Annotated in this window: 9 protein-coding genes; 7 read left to right on the top strand and 2 right to left on the bottom strand. The window is 38.1% G+C overall.

What is annotated here, in order from left to right:
• Nucleotides 1-100 precede the first annotated feature (100 nt).
• Nucleotides 101-1,420 carry a tRNA (N(6)-L-threonylcarbamoyladenosine(37)-C(2))-methylthiotransferase MtaB gene (mtaB, locus tag ALPR1_RS14600; protein WP_008201815.1) on the bottom strand — a complete coding sequence of 440 codons (1,320 nt, stop codon included), beginning with the start codon at nucleotides 1,418-1,420 and terminating at the stop codon, nucleotides 101-103.
• A gap of 233 nt (nucleotides 1,421-1,653) precedes the next feature.
• On the opposite strand from mtaB, the gene ALPR1_RS14595 reads away from it, so the two are divergent.
• From ALPR1_RS14595 to ALPR1_RS14565, 7 genes are all read left to right on the top strand, one after another.
• Nucleotides 1,654-3,816, top strand: a complete 2,163-nt coding sequence (locus ALPR1_RS14595) for a glutamine synthetase III family protein (RefSeq protein ID WP_008201814.1) — start codon at nucleotides 1,654-1,656, stop codon at nucleotides 3,814-3,816.
• 457 nt (nucleotides 3,817-4,273) lie between these two features.
• Nucleotides 4,274-7,585 (top strand): SusC/RagA family TonB-linked outer membrane protein, encoded by a 3,312-nt coding sequence (locus ALPR1_RS14590; protein WP_008201812.1) that lies wholly within the window; start codon nucleotides 4,274-4,276, stop codon nucleotides 7,583-7,585.
• A gap of 25 nt (nucleotides 7,586-7,610) precedes the next feature.
• Nucleotides 7,611-9,197: a SusD/RagB family nutrient-binding outer membrane lipoprotein gene (locus ALPR1_RS14585; protein ID WP_050776428.1), complete on the top strand. Its 1,587-nt coding sequence runs from the start codon at nucleotides 7,611-7,613 to the stop codon at nucleotides 9,195-9,197.
• 401 nt (nucleotides 9,198-9,598) lie between these two features.
• A complete protein-coding gene (locus ALPR1_RS14580; RefSeq protein ID WP_008201810.1) occupies nucleotides 9,599-12,664 on the top strand; it encodes a SusC/RagA family TonB-linked outer membrane protein in 3,066 nt (1,021 codons plus the stop codon).
• A 2-nt stretch (nucleotides 12,665-12,666) separates the two neighbouring features.
• On the top strand, nucleotides 12,667-14,265 hold the full coding sequence (locus tag ALPR1_RS14575; RefSeq protein WP_008201808.1) for a SusD/RagB family nutrient-binding outer membrane lipoprotein: 1,599 nt from the start codon (nucleotides 12,667-12,669) through the stop codon (nucleotides 14,263-14,265).
• Between the two features lie 144 nt (nucleotides 14,266-14,409).
• Complete coding sequence (locus ALPR1_RS14570) at nucleotides 14,410-15,270, top strand: ROK family protein (protein ID WP_008201807.1); 861 nt, start codon at nucleotides 14,410-14,412, stop codon at nucleotides 15,268-15,270.
• The gene (locus tag ALPR1_RS14565) at nucleotides 15,267-17,141 is read left to right on the top strand and encodes an FAD-dependent oxidoreductase (protein WP_008201806.1); all 1,875 of its coding nucleotides are present in this window, start codon (nucleotides 15,267-15,269) and stop codon (nucleotides 17,139-17,141) included. Before ALPR1_RS14570 ends, ALPR1_RS14565 begins: the two co-directional genes overlap by 4 nt.
• A 51-nt stretch (nucleotides 17,142-17,192) precedes the next feature.
• Here ALPR1_RS14565 and ALPR1_RS14560 read toward each other — a convergent pair whose 3' ends face one another.
• Nucleotides 17,193-18,638 carry a sulfatase family protein gene (locus ALPR1_RS14560; protein ID WP_008201804.1) on the bottom strand — a complete coding sequence of 482 codons (1,446 nt, stop codon included), beginning with the start codon at nucleotides 18,636-18,638 and terminating at the stop codon, nucleotides 17,193-17,195.
• Between the last annotated feature and the right edge of the window lie 5 nt (nucleotides 18,639-18,643).

Genomic DNA, 18,643 nt, shown 5'->3' with positions numbered 1-18,643 from the left:
TAGGAAAGCTGAATTTAGAAAAAATGATGATCAATAATAGTATTTGACCTAGAGAGCTAGAATTTTATTAGAAACTTATTTAATGAGAATGGATAGATACTTAATGTTTTTCATAAACTACTTCCGGCTCTAGCACTTCCACAGTTCCTTGCTCATTTATCTGATCAAGCGTCACTGTCTTTAATTCGTTGATTAGAAGTGGATCATATTTAGCTGCTACTCGAATGTAGTTCTCAGTAAACCCGTGCATTTTCCCATTTTCAATATCTTCCTCGAACAAGACAGTGAAAGTTTTTCCAAGGTTTTCTTCATAAAACTTCCTTCTTTTCTTTTCAGAAAGGATTCTAAGCATTTTTGAGCGTTCATTTCGAACTTTCTTAGGTACTACGCCCTCCATTTCGGTAGCCCGGGTATTGGCTCTTTCCGAATAGGTAAAAACGTGTAAATAAGAAATGTCTAATTCATTTAAGAAATTATAGGTTTCAAGAAATAGCTCATCGGTTTCCCCAGGAAAGCCTACAATGACATCCACACCAATGCAAGCATGAGGCATTAAGGATTTAATCTTTGAAACACGATCCACGTAAAGCTCACGTAGGTACCTTCTTCCCATTTTTCTTAAAATGGTGTTAGACCCGGATTGAAGCGGTACATGGAAATGAGGAACAAATCTTTTGGATTGCGCAGCAAAACTGATGATCTCATTGGTTAGCAAGTTAGGCTCGATAGAAGAGATTCTAAATCTATTGATGCCTTCAACATCATCCAAAGCAAAAACCAAATCAGCAAAGCGTTCATTTCTCTTTCCATCAACGATCCCAAAATCGCCAATGTTGACTCCGGTCAACACGATTTCTTTAACGTCTGTTGCAGCAATTTCTCTTGCAGACTCCAAAACACTCTCAATAGTGTTACTTCTACTTTTTCCACGGGCTAGAGGAATGGTACAAAAAGCACATCCATAATTACAGCCATCCTGTACCTTTAAAAAGGTTCGGGTTCTGTCATTAATAGAGTAGGCATTATTAAAGGTGGTTGCCTCTTGAATTTCGGAAGCCAGAACTTTTGTTTCCTGAGCCTTGGCAAAGTCATCCAACAATTCAATCAACCGGAATTTCTCCGCAGCCCCAAGCACAGCATCCACATCTGGGATTTCAGAAATTTCCTTCGGTTTCAATTGTGCGTAGCAACCGATGATGGTAACATAAGAATTAGGTGAAATCTTTTTGGCTTCCTTCACAATCTTCTTACATTTCTTATCAGCATTTTCTGTCACTGAGCAAGTATTGATGATGAAAATATCAGGGTTTTCCTGAAAATCCACTTTCAAATATCCTTTGTCTTCAAACTGTCTACTGATCGTAGAAGTCTCAGAAAAATTGAGCTTACAGCCCAAAGTATAGAATGCTACCTTTTTCACGCTTTCTCTCTGTCTTATTGAACTTGCAAAGTTAAGTAATCTATCCTTGTTTTCAATTTTCCAATTTGAAGTCGAAAAATCAGTAATTTCACCGAATTGCTATGAAAAAGACCATTGTTTTTTGATAAAACTGTAAATTTTCTAAAAAATGAGGTCAAATATTACTAGTTTTCATTTTCGAATCAGTATTTTCCTATTTTTGTACATATAATTTTAAACCACAAATTGTAGAAATGGCAACACTTAGACAACAAGCCTTGTCAATGGTGCAGGCGAGACAGCGAGTAGCTGTTAAAGCACCATCTAACAAAATCTCAGATTATTTTGGGACCAATGTTTTTGGTATCTCTCAAATGAAGGTGTCTTTAGCTCCTAGCGTTTATAAGAAAGTTATGGAGGCTATCGATAAAGGGACCAAGATTGACAATTCAACAGCTGAAGAAGTAGCATCCGCTGTAAAAACCTGGGCTATGGCCAAAGGTGTCACTCACTATACTCACTGGTTCCAACCATTGACAGGTTCCACCGCAGAAAAGCATGATTCATTTTACGATGCGCTTGGTGGTCTAGAAAAGTTTAAGGGAAGTGCTTTGGTACAACAAGAGCCAGATGCATCTTCTTTCCCAAATGGAGGTATCAGATCAACTTTTGAAGCTAGAGGATATACTGCATGGGATCCATCTTCTCCGATTTTCATCTTTGAAAATACACTTTGTATTCCTACAATCTTTGTTTCTTATACTGGAGAAGCTCTAGATTATAAGACTCCTTTATTGAAGTCTATGGATGCAGTGAATGAAGCTGCAATCAAAATCTGTCAGCTTTTTGACAGAAACGTAAAGAAAGTACAGCCTTCTTTGGGTGTTGAGCAAGAGTATTTTGTTATAGACAAAGCGCTGTATGCTGCAAGACCTGATTTGGTTATGGCAGGAAGAACTGTTTATGGACATAGTCCAGCTAGAGGTCAGCAATTAGATGACCATTACTTTGGTTCTATTCCTACAAGAGTAAAAGATTTCATGGTTGACTTTGAAATCGCAGCTCTAGAATTGGGAATTCCTGTAATGACCAGACACAATGAGGTAGCACCTGGACAATTTGAGGTGGCCCCATTGTTTGAAGAAATTAATAAGGCGACTGATCACAACCAATTGTTGATGGATGTGATGGAGAAAGTTGCTGAAAGACATGATTTAAAAGTACTTCTTCACGAAAAGCCATTTGCTGGCTTAAACGGAAGTGGTAAGCATAATAACTGGTCATTGATCACTGATACTGGTGTCAACTTATTCCAGCCAAGTAATTCTGCTAGAGAGAATCTTCAGTTCTTAACTTTCTTAGTAGCGACAATCAAAGCTGTTTATGATCATTCTGATCTATTGAGAGCAAGTATTGCTTCTGCTGGTAATGACTTTAGATTAGGTGCGAATGAGGCTCCTCCAGCTATTATCTCTGTATTCTTAGGTGCTACCTTGACTGAGGTTCTTGACGAATTGGAGAAAAACGGAAACCTTAAGATCGAGAAGGGTGATAACATGTACATGAAATTAGGTATCTCTAAGATTCCTGAAATCATTCTTGACAATACAGATAGAAACAGAACTTCACCATTTGCATTTACAGGTAACAAATTCGAATTCCGTGCAGTAGGATCTCAGGCAAACGTTGCTGGTCCAATGACTGCATTGAACGTAATCGTTGCTGATGTATTGACCGATATGGCCAAGGACATCGAAAAAGAAATGAGTTCCGGTAAGGAGAAGAAAATTGCGATCGTAAATGTGTTGAGAAAATACATCAAGGATAGCAAAAAGGTAAGATTCGAAGGTGATGGTTACTCTGATGAGTGGGCAGCTGAAGCTGAGAAAAGAGGATTGTCTAACTTGAAGTCTACTCCAATGGCTTTGGATGTATATTCAGCCAAAAAGACCAAGGAGCTTTTCGAAAGACATAATGTAATGAATGAAGTGGAGCTTCATGCACGTCACGAAATTCTTTTGGAGAACTTTATGATGAAAGTTCAGATAGAAGGTAGAGTGATGGGTGATTTGGCATTGAATCACATCATTCCGACAGCGATCTTGTACCAAAATAAAATTATCCAAAACGCAAATGGATTAAAAGGTCTAGGTTTAGATCATACTGCAGCGGTAGAAACTATCAAGGAGATATCGAAGCATGTAGAGTCATTGAAAGCAGACATTACTGCTATGGTGGATGCTCGTAAGAAGCTAAACAAAGAGACTGATTTGGTTAAAATGGCAAAAGGTTACCAAACCGAAGTAAAAGAAGCCTATTTTGACAAGATCCGATATGCAGTAGATAAATTGGAACTATTGGTAGATGATGAGTCTTGGCCATTAGTGAAATATAGAGAAATGTTGTTTTTGAGATAATCAAAACCAATTCTAACAAATAGAAGCCTCCCAAGAGATTGGGAGGCTTTTTTTTGCCTCAAAAAAAGCTGAAGAGTTAATTTATCTTTATTAACTATCCTATAGTATTGATAAAAATTGAGAATTTTTTGAACACTTAACGAAATATTAAATCTGTGAAACCTTCAATAGTTAAAATAAAATTGCTTCAAAGGGTCTTTTTTAAAAAATTTAGATAAATAAAGGGATGTTGAGCAAAAAAATTTCACAATTCTTTTTGAATAAATACGAATATTTCTAGATTTACCTCATATTCGCCATTGTGATATTGGTCAGGCTCGTAATTTTTGTTGCTAAGACCTTTAGAAACAGACTTTTAATCTTTTGAAATGAATTTTGAAAAATTGGATTTTTAGAAGGGAAGGAGTGGTAGGATTAAATTAACAAAAACATAATTTCTAACCTTTAATTACCAACTATGAGAAAAGTTTTATCAATTTCTTTTACTCTGGTGTTTATGCTTGGTTTGATAGCCATAGCTCAAGCCCAGGACAGAGTCGTAAAAGGAGTTGTGACTGCGGATGGGTTACCTATGCCTGGAGTCACGATTCTAGACAAGTCGAATCAAAAAGGTACCACCACAAATGTGGATGGTGAGTATTCCATTACGGTGGGAGCTAATTCAGTTTTAGTTTTTTCCTTTATTGGATATGATACCCAAGAAGTAACTGTAGGGAATCAGTCTGAGATCAATGTAAATCTTGAGGAAAATACCAGTGAATTAGACGAATTTGTTGTTACTGCATTTGGTATGGACAAAAAGGAAAAGTCTCTTGGGTATGCTACCAGTACTATTGTTTCTGATGACTTGATTAAAACAGGTACTCCGAATGTGGTAAGTGCATTATATGGTAAAGCTCCAGGGGTGAGAATTGCTTCAGGTGCAGGTGGTGCTACTTCTGCTGTAAACATTCAAATTAGAGGTATTAACTCAATTACCGGTAAGAATCAGCCTTTGATCGTATTGGATGGTGTTCCTATCAGAAATGAGGAAGTTTCTAATAACAATTATTGGGGAGACCAACGATTAAGAGGAAATGGACTTTTGGATATCAACCCTGCGGATGTTGAAAACATTTCTATTTTGAAAGGTGCATCTGCTGCAGCACTTTATGGTTCTGAGGCAGTAAATGGTGTGGTATTGATTACAACAAAGAAAGGTAAAGTAGGAAGGGATGGAATGCAGGTTGATTTTAATGCCAATGTTACCATGGATGAAATTGCCTACCTACCAAGATATCAAAATGTAAGAGGTCCAGGTTTTCCAAATCATGTGGCCAACTTAGGGCAAGCGGAAGATGGTTTTAACTACACAGAGGATGGGATCAGAACTGTACCTAATACTACAAACAATTTCGGTCCTGAATTCGACGGTCAGCCAATGCTAGCATGGGACGGTATTTCTAGACCCTATAATGCACAGGAAGATAACTATGCTGCACTATTTAATAGTCCAATCAGTTCTCAGATAAATGTGGCGATTTCAAACGCCACTGAGAAATCAAACTTTAGACTTTCTTTAACTCGTCAGGACAATGAGGCTTTGAGTTTGAATTCTAAGAACTCTAAAAACATTGTCAATTTGAATGCTAGCTATAATGTAAGTAAGCGTATCAAGACTGATTTGATGATTAACTACATCAATCAAAACACAAAAAACCGCCCTTATTCAATTGATCGAATGATCAACAATTTTGGAGGAATGATGACGCGTTTTGACAATGGAGCTTGGTACTTAGATAAATATCAAACTTCTAGAGGATATAGATTCGTGACAGGAAATGGTCAGAGTTTGACTCCAGATGAAAATATCACAGGTAGTGGATTCTTAAGTGCTATTGCTGATTATGCTTGGAGAGTAAATAAAAATCTTTCTTCAGAGAAGAGTAATCGTGTGATTGGTAGTTTAACGAACCATTTCCAGATTACGAATGATTTGAAATTGAGAGCCAGAATTTCGACTGACTTTACGAATAGATACAACGAAAACAGTAATTACTCTACCAGACCTTTAGCATTCGGGCCATCAGGTGGTTTTGGAATGAGCACAGAGCTTTTCAGTATCTTATATGGTGACTTATTACTTTCATATACTAAAAGTATCACAGATGAAATCTCGGTAAGTGCGATGGCAGGTTATACCGCTAGAAGAGAAAGCTTCAGAAGTATAGGGAGAAGTACAAATGGAGGTTTGAGCACGGAAAATCTTTTTGATATTGTTGCTTCAACCAATATTCCAAATAGTAGCTCTGATCGAACCAATAGAGTGATCGATGCATTTTTGGGTACTGTAAACTTTGATTACAAGAACATTTGGTTTGTAGAAGGTACAATTCGTAGAGATAGAGTTTCTACTATGAATCCTGATAACAATGCTTTCATTTATCCTTCTGTAAACACAAGTTTTGCTATTTCTGACGCAATCACTTTGCCTCAGTTTATCACATTTTCCAAGTTGAGAGGTTCTTGGGGTATTGTGGGTAACTATCCAGATGTGTATAGAGCAAACATTGCTTACAACCAAAACTCATTGGGTGAGCAACAGCCAGGAGGTGCAAATGTACTTTACACCAATTTATCTTCTTCATTCGGAAATGATGGAATCAAACCTGAGCAAAAGCATGAATTTGAATTTGGTTTGGATACTAGATTCTTTAATAATCGATTTGGATTAGATATCTCTTACTATAATGCACAGATTAGAGATCAAATTTTACCGTTGACTTTGCCTAATTCATCAGGTGCTTCTTCTGTATTGACAAATATTGGTACCCTTAGGAACACAGGTGTTGAAGTTGGCTTGAATGGTGCGATCGTTCAAACTCCAGATTTCAATTGGAATATGACTTTAAACATCGCTAAAAACGTCAACAAAGTTGAAAAGCTAGCTAATAATGCTACAGAATTATTGCATGCTGATTATGATGGAAACGCTGCGCAACTTCGCTCTGTTGTAGGTAGACCTATGGGGGATTTCTTTGCTCATCCAATTGAAAGAGATGATAATGGAAATAAAATTGTACAGCCAAACGGTCTATATAAAATTGATGCAGACAACTGGATTCAGGTAGGTAATGCTATGCCTGATGCAGTAGGTGGTATCATCAATGAGGTTTCTTATAAAAACTTCTCTCTTTATGCTGTTTTGGATTTCCAAATCGGTGGTAGTGTAATGCCAACAGGTATTAACTGGATGATCAGTCGTGGTTTGACTGAGGCTAGTTTGAACAACATGAACGAAGAAAGAGGTGGTCTAGCTTACTATCAAAATGCTGACGGTCAGGGTGTCCAAGTAGATCATTCTACTGCTCAGGGACCAAATGGTGAGACCGTTTATCACGATGGTATGCTGATGGATGGGGTAGTTGCAGATGGATCTACCAATAGCAATGTGATTTCTCAGGCAATCTATTACAATAGTACTTATAACTGGGGTGGACCTCAGTATAGCCAGTCTAGATATGAATTGTATATCCAGGACAATGATTATCTAAAAATGAGAGAACTGTCTCTAAGCTATAATATACCTCCACATATCACTGATAAAATTGGTGCTTCGAATGTGAATATTTCCGTATTCGGTAGAAACTTGTTCTTCTTATATAGAAATATTAAGGATCTAGACCCAGAAGTATTAACTGGTGGATCTAGATGGACTCAGACATTGACTAGTGCAGGAACTAACCCTGCTACAAGAACATTCGGTGTGAAGTTAAATGCTAGATTCTAATAGAAGGTTTAAAAAAAGAATGAAAATGAATATCAAACGAATATTTATATATGCACTACTGATTGGCGGAATTAGCAGCTGTACAGTAGAAGATTTTGCAGATAATTATACTGATCCTTCTAAAGTTTCTGAAACTTCAGTAGGAAAGCAATTTACAGGAATGATCCACTCCAATAGACTTTATGTTCTACCGGGGTATAGAGATTATTTTGTAGTGAGAAGAATTACTTCCAACAGGTATAGTCAAGTCGTAGGGTGGGTAAATGAGGAAAACCAATATGTACCTGGCTCTGCGGCAGTAGGAGAAAGATGGAGTGTCTTTTATAACTTCATGGCTCAATATAGAGAGCTTCAAAAAGTATACGGTAAGCTGTCACAGGAAGAGCAGGCTGATAATCGTGTTTTCATGATTGCAGCAGCAACATATTTCTATGACCGGACTCAACGAATCGTTGATATTTACGGCGATATCCCTTGGAGTGAAGCAGGAATGCTAAGTATCAATGGTGGAGATTACACTGAATCTTATGCTAGCTATGATAAGGCCGAAGACATTTACAGTACTATGTTAGATGACTTGGCTGGATTTGCAGATGAGATGGGGTCTTTGACTATTAATCCAGCAACAGAAGCTGACTTCAATACACAGGATTTGATTAATAGAGGAGATATTGATCTATGGATCAGATATATCAATTCTCTAAGATTGAGAATGCTGACAAGAGTAAGTGGTACCAGCGAATTAGGAGCAAGAGCTAAAACCGAAATTGGAACAATTCTTTCCAACCCAGGCCAATATCCATTAGTTACGGATAATGACAGCAACATCCTGTTTAACATTCACACATTAGGTACTTTGATGCCAGCTAATCAGTTCCAGTCAGGATTAGAAGATTGGGATGGTAACCTTGCAGGCAAAAAAATTCTTGACCACATGGTTAATAATGCTGATCCAAGATTGACTTATGTGTTTGAGCCAGGTACAAACTCTGAATCAGGTGAATATTTAGGACTTGATCCATTGATGAATGCTACTGATCAAAATGAATTGGTTTTGACTCAAACGTTGAGTATTTACAATAGATCTACCATTAGTAGAAATCAATATTTCCCAGGTGTGATTATTACTGCTGCTGAGGTTCACTTGATGGCTGCAGAATACTACTTAAAAGAAGGTCAGGATGGAATGGCTAAGTCTCATTACGAGGAGTCTATTAAGCAATCGATTGGATTTTATGAATACTTGAGAGGTATCAGTAATAATACAGAAGCGGAAGCACCAATTGAGCCAACTGATGATTCTATCAATGCTTATTTAGGTATGGATGCTGTTGCTTGGGATTCAGCCTCAGGAATGGATGAAAAGCTAACCTTGATTGCAGAGCAGAAATGGCTTCACTTTAATGTGATTCAATCCAACGAAAACTGGACAGAAATCCGAAGACTAAATAAATTGGATTTGAATTTTTGGGAAGATAAATCCAATCAGCAGAATTTACCCCCTCAGAGATGGGTATATCCTGGTTCTGAGCAATCTTACAATACAGAAAATTATGCTGTTGTACAGCCAGAAGATATATTGGGTAATAAGATTTTCTGGGATATGAATTGATTCCTGAAAACAATAAAACAAAGGCCTCTCAAATTTTGGGAGGCTTTTTTTATGTCAAAAAATAACAGAAGTAGTGCCAAGATTCTCAAAACTTGATTGTTAGCCATTTTTAGCTTGTAAAATTTACTTTGGTATTAATCACTTAATTAAAAAAATATAAAAACATTCAGTTGTTTGATAGAAAATATTATTTAATAGTTTTTATTTGATTTGCAAAATATCTAGATTTAGCAAATTGACTTATGTTATAAATGGTTTTACCTAATGAATAAATGGTAAAATGGTCGAATTAAAGGGATTATTTCTTCAGTAAAAAGACCTTTTTTTTGCCAAAAATGGGGTTTGATCAATTTGCCATAAGTCGATTCATAAAATTCATTTCAAATCATTAATTACCAACTATGAGAAAAATTCTATCAATTTCTTTCACTTTGGCATTGATGTTATGTGCAGTAGCACTGGCTCAGGGTCAAAGTAGAATCTTGAAAGGGGTTGTGACTGCGGAAGGCTTACCTATGCCCGGAGTTACTATTCTTGACAAGAGTACACAGACGGGTACTACCACCAATGTGGATGGCGAGTATTCGATTTCTGTTGGACCAAATTCAGTTTTGGTTTTCTCATTTATCGGTTATGCTTCTCAGGAATTTCCTGTTGGAAACAGAACTGAATTAAATGTGAATTTAGTAGAGGATGCCAGCGAACTTTCAGAGGTTGTGGTTACCGCATTAGGTATCAGCAAGGAGAAAGAGACCTTAGGATATTCTTTGACTGAAGTAGACAGTGAATCCCTGACAAAAGCGCGTGAAACTAACGTAGCGAACTCTCTTGCAGGTCGAGTTGCGGGCTTAGTGGTAAAAGGAACCAGTTCCGGTCCTGGGGGTACTTCAAAGGTATTATTGAGAGGTACACCAAGTATAAATGGCTCTGGATCACCACTTTATGTGATCAATGGAGTGCCTATGGACAATACCCAAAGAGGTGGCGCTGGACAATGGGGTGGAAGTGATAATGGAGACGGTATCGGAAACCTTTCTCCTGATGATATCGAAACCATGACTGTATTGAAAGGTCAAGCAGCATCGGCACTATATGGTACTCGTGCTTCTAATGGTGTAATTTTGATTACAACAAAATCAGGTAGTAAAGGTGGTGATTGGAGTGCAAGCTATAACCTTAACTATATGGTGGAAAACCCTGTGGATTTCACAGATTTCCAAAATGAATATGGTCAGGGTACAGGAGGTCAAAGACCAACTACAGCTACCGATGCTCAAACTACTGGAAGATTAGCATGGGGTGAACCTATGGGAGGTAACGTTATTGGGTTTGATGGAAATCAATATCCTTATTCACCTACCAATGATGGTTATTTAGAATTCTATAGAACAGGCTCCAACTTTACCAACACGGTTTCAGTTTCTAAAGGGTTGGGTTCAGACGGTTCTTTTAGAATGTCTGTTTCTAATTTGAACTCAAAATCAATTGTTCCTAATAGTGATATGGATCGTTTGAGTTTGAATTTGAATGTAGATCAGAACATTACAGATAAGTTGAATGTGACAGCTATGGTCAATTACATTGATCAAAAGTCTGATAACATTCCAAACCTAAGTGATGGTCCAAAGAACCCAAACAACTTCTTGTTTTTAGCACCTAATGTTAGTCAAAGTATTTTTGCGCCGGGCTACAATACCGATACAGGAGCTGAAACAGTATTCAGTGATGATATATACGTAACAAATCCTTATTTCATTGTAAATCAAGGAATTAATGATTTGGGAAGAAAAAGAACTATTTCTGCTTTGTCTACCAAGTATAGTTTTACTGATAATATTTATGCTATGGTCAGAATCGGAAATGATGTTTCTAATGATGATTTCTTTAGCATTGATCCTTATGGGTTGGCATATTCTGCAAACCTTCAGGGTAATTTGAATTCTAGAGGTCAATCCACTAGGTCAGAACTAAATATTGATGGTATTTTCGGGGCAAAAGTTGACCTGACGGAAGGTTTGGTAATGGATGCCTTAGTAGGAGGTAATATTCGTAAGAATAAATTCGAGTCTGTAAGTGTTGGAGGTAGCCGTTTTGTGTTACCATACCTTTACTCTCCATTTAACGTAGAGGCTTTCTCAAGAGGATATTCTTTCTCAGAATTGGAAGTTCATTCTGGATTCTATTCATTGGATTTCGGAATCAAAGATTTCTTAACTCTTTCAACTACTGGTCGATATGATGTGTACAGTACATTGACAAGCCCAGTTTCTGATGATAATAGTATTTTCTCACCATCAGTTTCTGCAGCTTTCTTGTTTGATAAGTTCCTGAATATTCCATCTATGGATTTTGGAAAGTTAAGACTTTCTTATGCTGTTACAAGTGGTGATCCAGGAGTTGCTTATAGCAATCAATTCTATTATTCTTCTGCCAACTCCTTTGCAGGTGTGCCAGCAGGATCTGCTCCAACTTCCCTTCCAAACTTATTCTTGAAGCCTTATACAACGGATGAATTTGAAATTGGATTGGATATGAATTTCTTCAATAACCGATTAGGGTTTGATCTGGCTTACTATACTAAGACTACTAATAATGAGATTATGAATGCGAGCTTAAGTATTGCATCTGGTTTCAATAGTGCTGTAGTAGCTACTGGTTCTATCGAAAACAAAGGTTTGGAGGTATTGGTGACAGGTAAACCAATCCAGACAAATAATTTCACTTGGTCTACTTCTTTCAACTTGACCAAAGTGCAGAATAAAGTCTTGAGTACGGATGAGAATAACAATCCTATCAACTTAGGACAAAACCGAGCTACTCTAGGAAATGCAGTAACTGCCTTTGTTGTTGGAGAAGCTGGTCCACAGATCAGAGCCTATGACTATGCATACAATTCAGATGGTAGCATCATGGTGGATGAAGCAGGACTGCCAGTTCGTGGAGAATTAATCAATATGGGAACAGTAATTCCAACTCTTTATGGTGGATGGAATAACGAATTCAATTACAAAGGGATTTCATTTTCTTTCTTGATTGATTATAACTATGGTAACAAGGTTCTTTCCGCAACAGAGTTCTACTCGACTTTCAGAGGATTAAACCAAGTAACATTAGAAGGAAGAGAATCAGGTGTTACCAATGGTGGAGTAACTGCTCCAGCAGAAGATTACTACAAGGCATTGGCACAAAATGTAACTAGTACTTCTGTGGTTGATGGTGATTTCATCAAATTAAGACAATTGACGTTGGGCTATTCTTTACCAGCTTCATTGTTTGGAAATACTCCAGTAATTAAAGGTTTGGACATCTCATTTGTAGCCAGAAACTTGGGATATCTGATGAGAAAAGCCAAGAATATTGATCCTGAAGCAAGCTTTGGTTCTAATATCAATTATGCTGGTATAGAAGGAACGGCTTTGCCAAGTACTAGATCATTTGGTTTTAACCTGAACTTTAAACTGAACTAATTATGAAAAAATATATAACCATATTGATTTCAGGCCTACTCCTAGTTACTGCTGGTTGTGACGGAGACTTTGCTGATATCAACACCAATCCAAACAGTGCAGGATCCAATGTGTTTGATCCTAACCTGATTTTACCTACTGTTTCCTATAATTATGGAAACATGATGACTGGATATACAGGCGCGATCCTATTCCAGAGTATGTGGGTACAAGTGATGGCATCTACCTCCACTGGAGGTGCAAACTATTATTCCAATGCGGATAAATATGTAGCATCTGGAAGTACCAACAGTTATATACAAAGTGTATGGAACGATGGCTTCTCTGCTGCATCTCGAGTGAATCAAATGCAAGCTCTTGCAGAAGAAAAAGGATTTACAAACCTTGCTGCTGTAGGGGAGATTTGGAAAGTCTTGACACTTTCTTTTGTATCTGATGTTTATGGAGATATACCTTATTCTGAGGCTTTAATGGCTGAAGAAGGAATTACCCAGCCAAAATATGATACACAGTCTGAAGCGTATATGATGATGCTTTCTGATTTGGAAACTGCTTTAAGTTCAATAAGTGAGTCTGCTGATCCTATCAGAAATGATGTGCTTTATGGTGGCGATTTGAGCAAGTGGAAAAAATTGGGTTACTCTATCATGTTGAGAATGGCTATGAGATTGGTTGACGTTGATCCTTCAACTGCCCAGTCTTATGTTCAAAAGGCAGTAGCAGGCGGAGTTTTTGCATCACCTGCTGATGAAGCAGTCTTGGTATCTGATCAAAACAACGGTTATGCCAATTCAAGTGCTAATGCCTTAAACGTAACTGATGATGTATATGAGGTAAGATGGTCTGATAAGTTGATTAATTTCCTTAAATCTTCTGATGACCCTAGACTTTCTGTAGTTGCTGAAGTGCCTCCAGCAGGTCTTGCTGCCAACAAAGACGGATCAGTGGTTGGAAATAATGATCCAGCAGTTCAGATTGGTTTACCTAATGGCTATGATCTGAAAGGTGGTGATAAAGATATTTCCAATGCACCAAACTTCCCAGGAGGAACTGGTTCTGGAGATAATCTTGCACCTATTGGAGCTTACTCAAGACCAACAGCGATTTATAGAGATAGAGACGCACCGGTGTTTATCTTGACTTACGCTGAAGTTCAGCTTTTATTGGCTGATGCTGCGGTAAGAGGATATGGTGTTCCTGGTTCTGCATCTGCTTATTATGCTGCTGGTGTAGAAGGAGCATTAATGTCAATTGGGAAATTCGGTGGAGAAAGTGTTTCTTCCTCAGCTGCCTCTGCTTTTGCTGCTGCAAATCCTTTGGATACAAGCAGTGAAGAATCATCTTTAAAAATGATCAATGAGCAAATTTGGGCAACTACTGGAGTATTTGCCAATTTTGTAGAGTCTTGGAATAACTGGAAGCGTTCAGGTTACCCTGAGTTAACTCCAGTCAATTATTCTGGAAACTTCTCTGGTGGTCAAATTCCAACGAGACAATTGTATCCTGCTTCTGAGAGCACTACCAACCCTGAGGGACTTAGCAATGCGATTTCCAATATGGGAGGTGATAATTGGACTACTAAAGTATGGTGGGATCAATAAATCTTAATGAATAACTAATTTTTGAAAGAGGTTTTGGGTTTACTCAAAACCTCTTTCATTTTTTATCAATAATTTTAATTGCCAATAAGAAATATAGCCTATTGGTAAGGCACATTATCCCAATTAGTTTTATCAATTCATTCTATGAATAAACCATTAATAGGAGTAGATATTGGAGGATCTCATATTTCTGCCGCTCAGGTAGCTCTTGATGATTACTCAGCCTCTATTCATCAATTTTTTGAAGCAGATGTAAATACCTATGGAGAAAAGGGTAAGATTATTTCTTCTTGGTCAGAAGTTATAAAACAAGCTGCAGGATCGAATAATGATTTCTATTTGGGTATTGCTATGCCGGGACCATTTGATTATGATAAAGGGATTTCTTTGATCAAGGATCAAGGTAAAATGGCAACATTATACAAACAGTCCGTGAAGGATTTACTAGCAAAAGAGCTTGGGATTATTAAAGACCGAATTTTATTCTCTAATGATGCAGAGGCTTTTCTAAAAGGGGAAAGCTATGCAGGAGCGGGCAGAGGCTATGATAACTCCATTGGAATTACACTGGGAACAGGCTTAGGTTCTTCCATTAAAATCAATGAAGTAGTAAAAGATGGGAAGTTGTGGACAGCACCGTTTAGGGGTGGAATTGCCGAGGATTTTTTGGGAACCTCTTGGTTTGTTAGCTATGCAAAAGATCAATATGGACTTCAAATCAATGGTGTGAAAGATTTATTTACCCAAAAAATAGACTCGGGCATTGTTGAAAATATTTTCAGCACTTTTGGAAGATCTTTGGGGGAGTTTTTATTTCCCTATTTGATTAGATTGAAATCAGAGGCAGTAGTATTAGGTGGAAAAATAAGTTTAGCTTCTGAATTCTACCTCCCGACCACTTTTCAATACCTGGAAACCATGGGGTACCCAGTCCCAATTAAAGTTTCTGAATTAGGAGAAAAATCTGCCTTGATTGGTGCTTGCTTACCTTTTATTAAACCATGATTACAAAAAATCACTTTCGCATATCATTACTAACAATCCTTTTATGTTTAGGTCAGCTTTCTTACGCCTTAGCTCAGGATAGTTATGATATAATCATCGTGGGAGGTGGCGCCAGCGGAACTGCAGCAGGTATTTCTGCAGGTAGGTTGGGTGCCAAAACATTGATCATAGAAACTACTCCATGGCTAGGGGGAATGCTAACTTCTGCTGGAGTTTCTGCAATCGATGGGAATTATCGACTTCCTTCTGGGATTTGGGGAGAATTCAAAGCTGAACTGGAAGCATACTATGGAGGAGCTGATAAATTGGCAACCGGTTGGGTAAGTAATACACTATTTGAACCAAAAGTTGGAAATCAGATCCTCCAAAACATGGTAAAATCAGTGGAGAAATTAACGGTTTCATTCGAAAGTGATTGGAGTAATGCAGATTACTCAGGAGGTACTTGGGAAGTCACGTATATTAAAGATGGAGAGAAAAGACTAGCGACGGCTTCTATCCTTATTGACGCAACGGAATTGGGCGATGTGGCAGCTTCTCAGGGATTACCCTATCGACTTGGGATGGATGCGAGAGATGAAATTGGGGAAAGTTTTGCGCCTGAAAAGAGCAATGATATCATTCAGGACCTAACCTATGTGGTGACTTTGCAAGATTATGGAGAGGAGGCAGATAGGACAATACCAAAACCCGAAAATTATGATCCTGATGAGTTTGCTTGTGCCTGTGCACATGCAGACCCAATTTCTGACAATGCACCTACTTTGGATTGTGATAAAATGCTGAGTTATGGAAAACTACCCAATGGCAAATACATGATCAATTGGCCTAACTGTGGGAATGACTATTATTTGAATTTAGTAGAGATGAGTCCGCAAGAACGTGAAGATGCAATAGAGAAGGCCAAACAAGCAAGTCTTAGATTCATTTATTATATCCAACACGATCTTGGCTACAAGCATTTAGGAATTGCAGAAGATGAATATCCTACGGAAGATAATTTACCTATGATACCTTATCATAGGGAGTCCCGAAGGTATGAAGGGATGGTTGACTTCACTTTACCTTATGTTAGAACTCCTTATGAAGCACCAAAACCTTTTTTTAGAACAGGAATAGCTGTAGGTGATTATACTATTGACCATCATCATAAAAAGAACTTGGATGCTCCAGCAATTGACTTTGTGAAGATTAGGGTGCCTTCCTATTCCATTCCACTAGGAGCTTTGATTCCCAAAGAGCACCCAGCTTTGATTTTGGCGGAGAAAAGTATTTCTGTTTCTAATATTGTCAATGGAGCTACCCGGCTTCAACCAGTTGTTTTGGGCATTGGACAAGCTGCCGGAGTACTCGCTTCAATAGCGGTAAAGAATAAAGAAAAACTTCAAGCGGTTTCCGTCAGAGAGGTTCAATCAATTCTCCTAAATCAGGGCGCTTATCTTTTGCCTTTTATTGATATGAACCCAAATGACAATCACTTCATAGCCATGCAGAAAATAGGAGCTACTGGAATTCTAAAAGGAGTTGGCGTCCCTTATTTATGGGCAAATCAAACTTGGTTTTATCCGGATCGTTTGGTGACAGAATTTGAACTGGTAGATGGGCTGAGACCACTTTATCCTGCTTTGAAAGACTATTGGGGAGCTTCTGGAGATTATTTGACGGGAGAAAGATTTCAAGAAATTGTTGAAATACTTAAACCTAATACGCCATTACTGGAAATAGCGCAAACTTGGAAGCGAAGTGAATTAGAAGGAAGTTTTACAACAGAAATGCAACTCACAAGATTGCAAGTTTCTGTTTTACTGGATGAGATTCTGGATCCTTTTTCTTTGGCAGTCAATTGGGAAGGGGAAGTAAAAAGTAATTGAATTTAGAGTAAAAGAATAGGCTCTTTTTTCAAAAGAGCCTACCCTCTATTTTTATTCCTCTAATCTTCCATGTTTTCTTAATCCTGTTCCTTCGGAATCTGTTAGAGCATCACCCATATCAGCTCTGGCTTCATCTGCAAATTGGCTTAATTTGGCTACAATTTCAGGATTACTCGCTGATAGATCCTTAGTCTCATTTGGGTCAACAGATAAATCGAAAAGTTCTGCCTTTTCCAGATTCAGCATATGGTATTTTACAGGAATACCATCATTTCGCATTTCTGTTCCCTCTGGAATGCTTCTATAAGAATGTGGAAGAACCATCTTCCAATTACCAAAAATTACAGCCTGCAATTCATTTCGATTATAATAAGCAAAGTAAGGCTTAGGGTCCATCTCTTTGCCTTCAAGCATAGGTAAAATACTTCTCCCATCGATTGGCAATTCAGGGAGCTTAGAACCTGTGATTTCTGCAAGGGTTGGTAGGATATCAATAGTCATGGCAGCTTGTGTTTCTACTTTTCCTGCGGGAAAATGATCTGGCCAAACAAAAATTCCTGGTTCCCTAATGCCACCATCCCATGAAGTACCTTTACCTTCTTTAAGTCCTCCTGTCAAGCCTGCATGACCACCATAAGAAAGCCAAGGTCCATTATCTGAGGTGAATATCACAATAGTGTTTTCAGCGAGTCCAAGCTCATCTAATTTATTTCTAACCTGACCCACAGACCAATCCACTTCCATCATTACATCTCCGTAAAGACCATGCTCGGATTTTCCTTTAAACTTATCTGAAACGTAAAGAGGTACATGAGTCATGCTGTGTGCTAGGTATAAGAAGAATGGCTTATCCTTGCTATTTTCAATGAACTCTAAAGCCTTTTCAGTGTAATTAGTAGTCAACATACTTTGATCATCCAAAGTATCTATAACAGCTGTATTCTCATATAATGGAAGAGGAGGGTAGTATCCTTTCACCTCTGGGTGATGGGGCCACATATCATTCGAATAGGGAAGTCCATAGTAGGAGTCAAACCCTTGTTCGGTGGGAAGAAAAGGTGCTTGGTGTCCCAAATGCCATTTTCCTACGATCCCAGTGGCATATCCATTGGCTTTAAGCATTTCAGCAATGGTTGTTTCTTCTGGGTTTAATCCATGCTTAGCAGAGTGATCCAAAGCTCCAAAAATCTCAAGTCTATTCGCATAGGTCCCCGTCAATAAGGCTGCTCTGGAAGCTGAACAAACCGCATGAGGAACATAAAATTGAGTGAATCTTACACCATCAGATGCCATTTTATCAAGATTTGGAGTCTCCCATTGGGTGGCTCCATAGACACCTAAATCACCATATCCCATATCATCAGCGAATATCAGGACGATATTAGGTTTAGATGGTATTTCTGTTTCAGTCGACTCAACTTCCTTGTTTTGACAGGATGAAAAAAGGGAAGACAGTATAATACCGGTGAATAAGTAAATGGTATGTGAAAATCTCATGACGT

The sequence above is a fragment of the Algoriphagus machipongonensis genome (genome assembly GCF_000166275.1).
Taxonomy (GTDB): Bacteria; Bacteroidota; Bacteroidia; order Cytophagales; family Cyclobacteriaceae; genus Algoriphagus; species Algoriphagus machipongonensis.
Note: the sequence above shows the minus strand (reverse complement) of the source record. Positions and strands in the feature narration are given on the sequence as shown.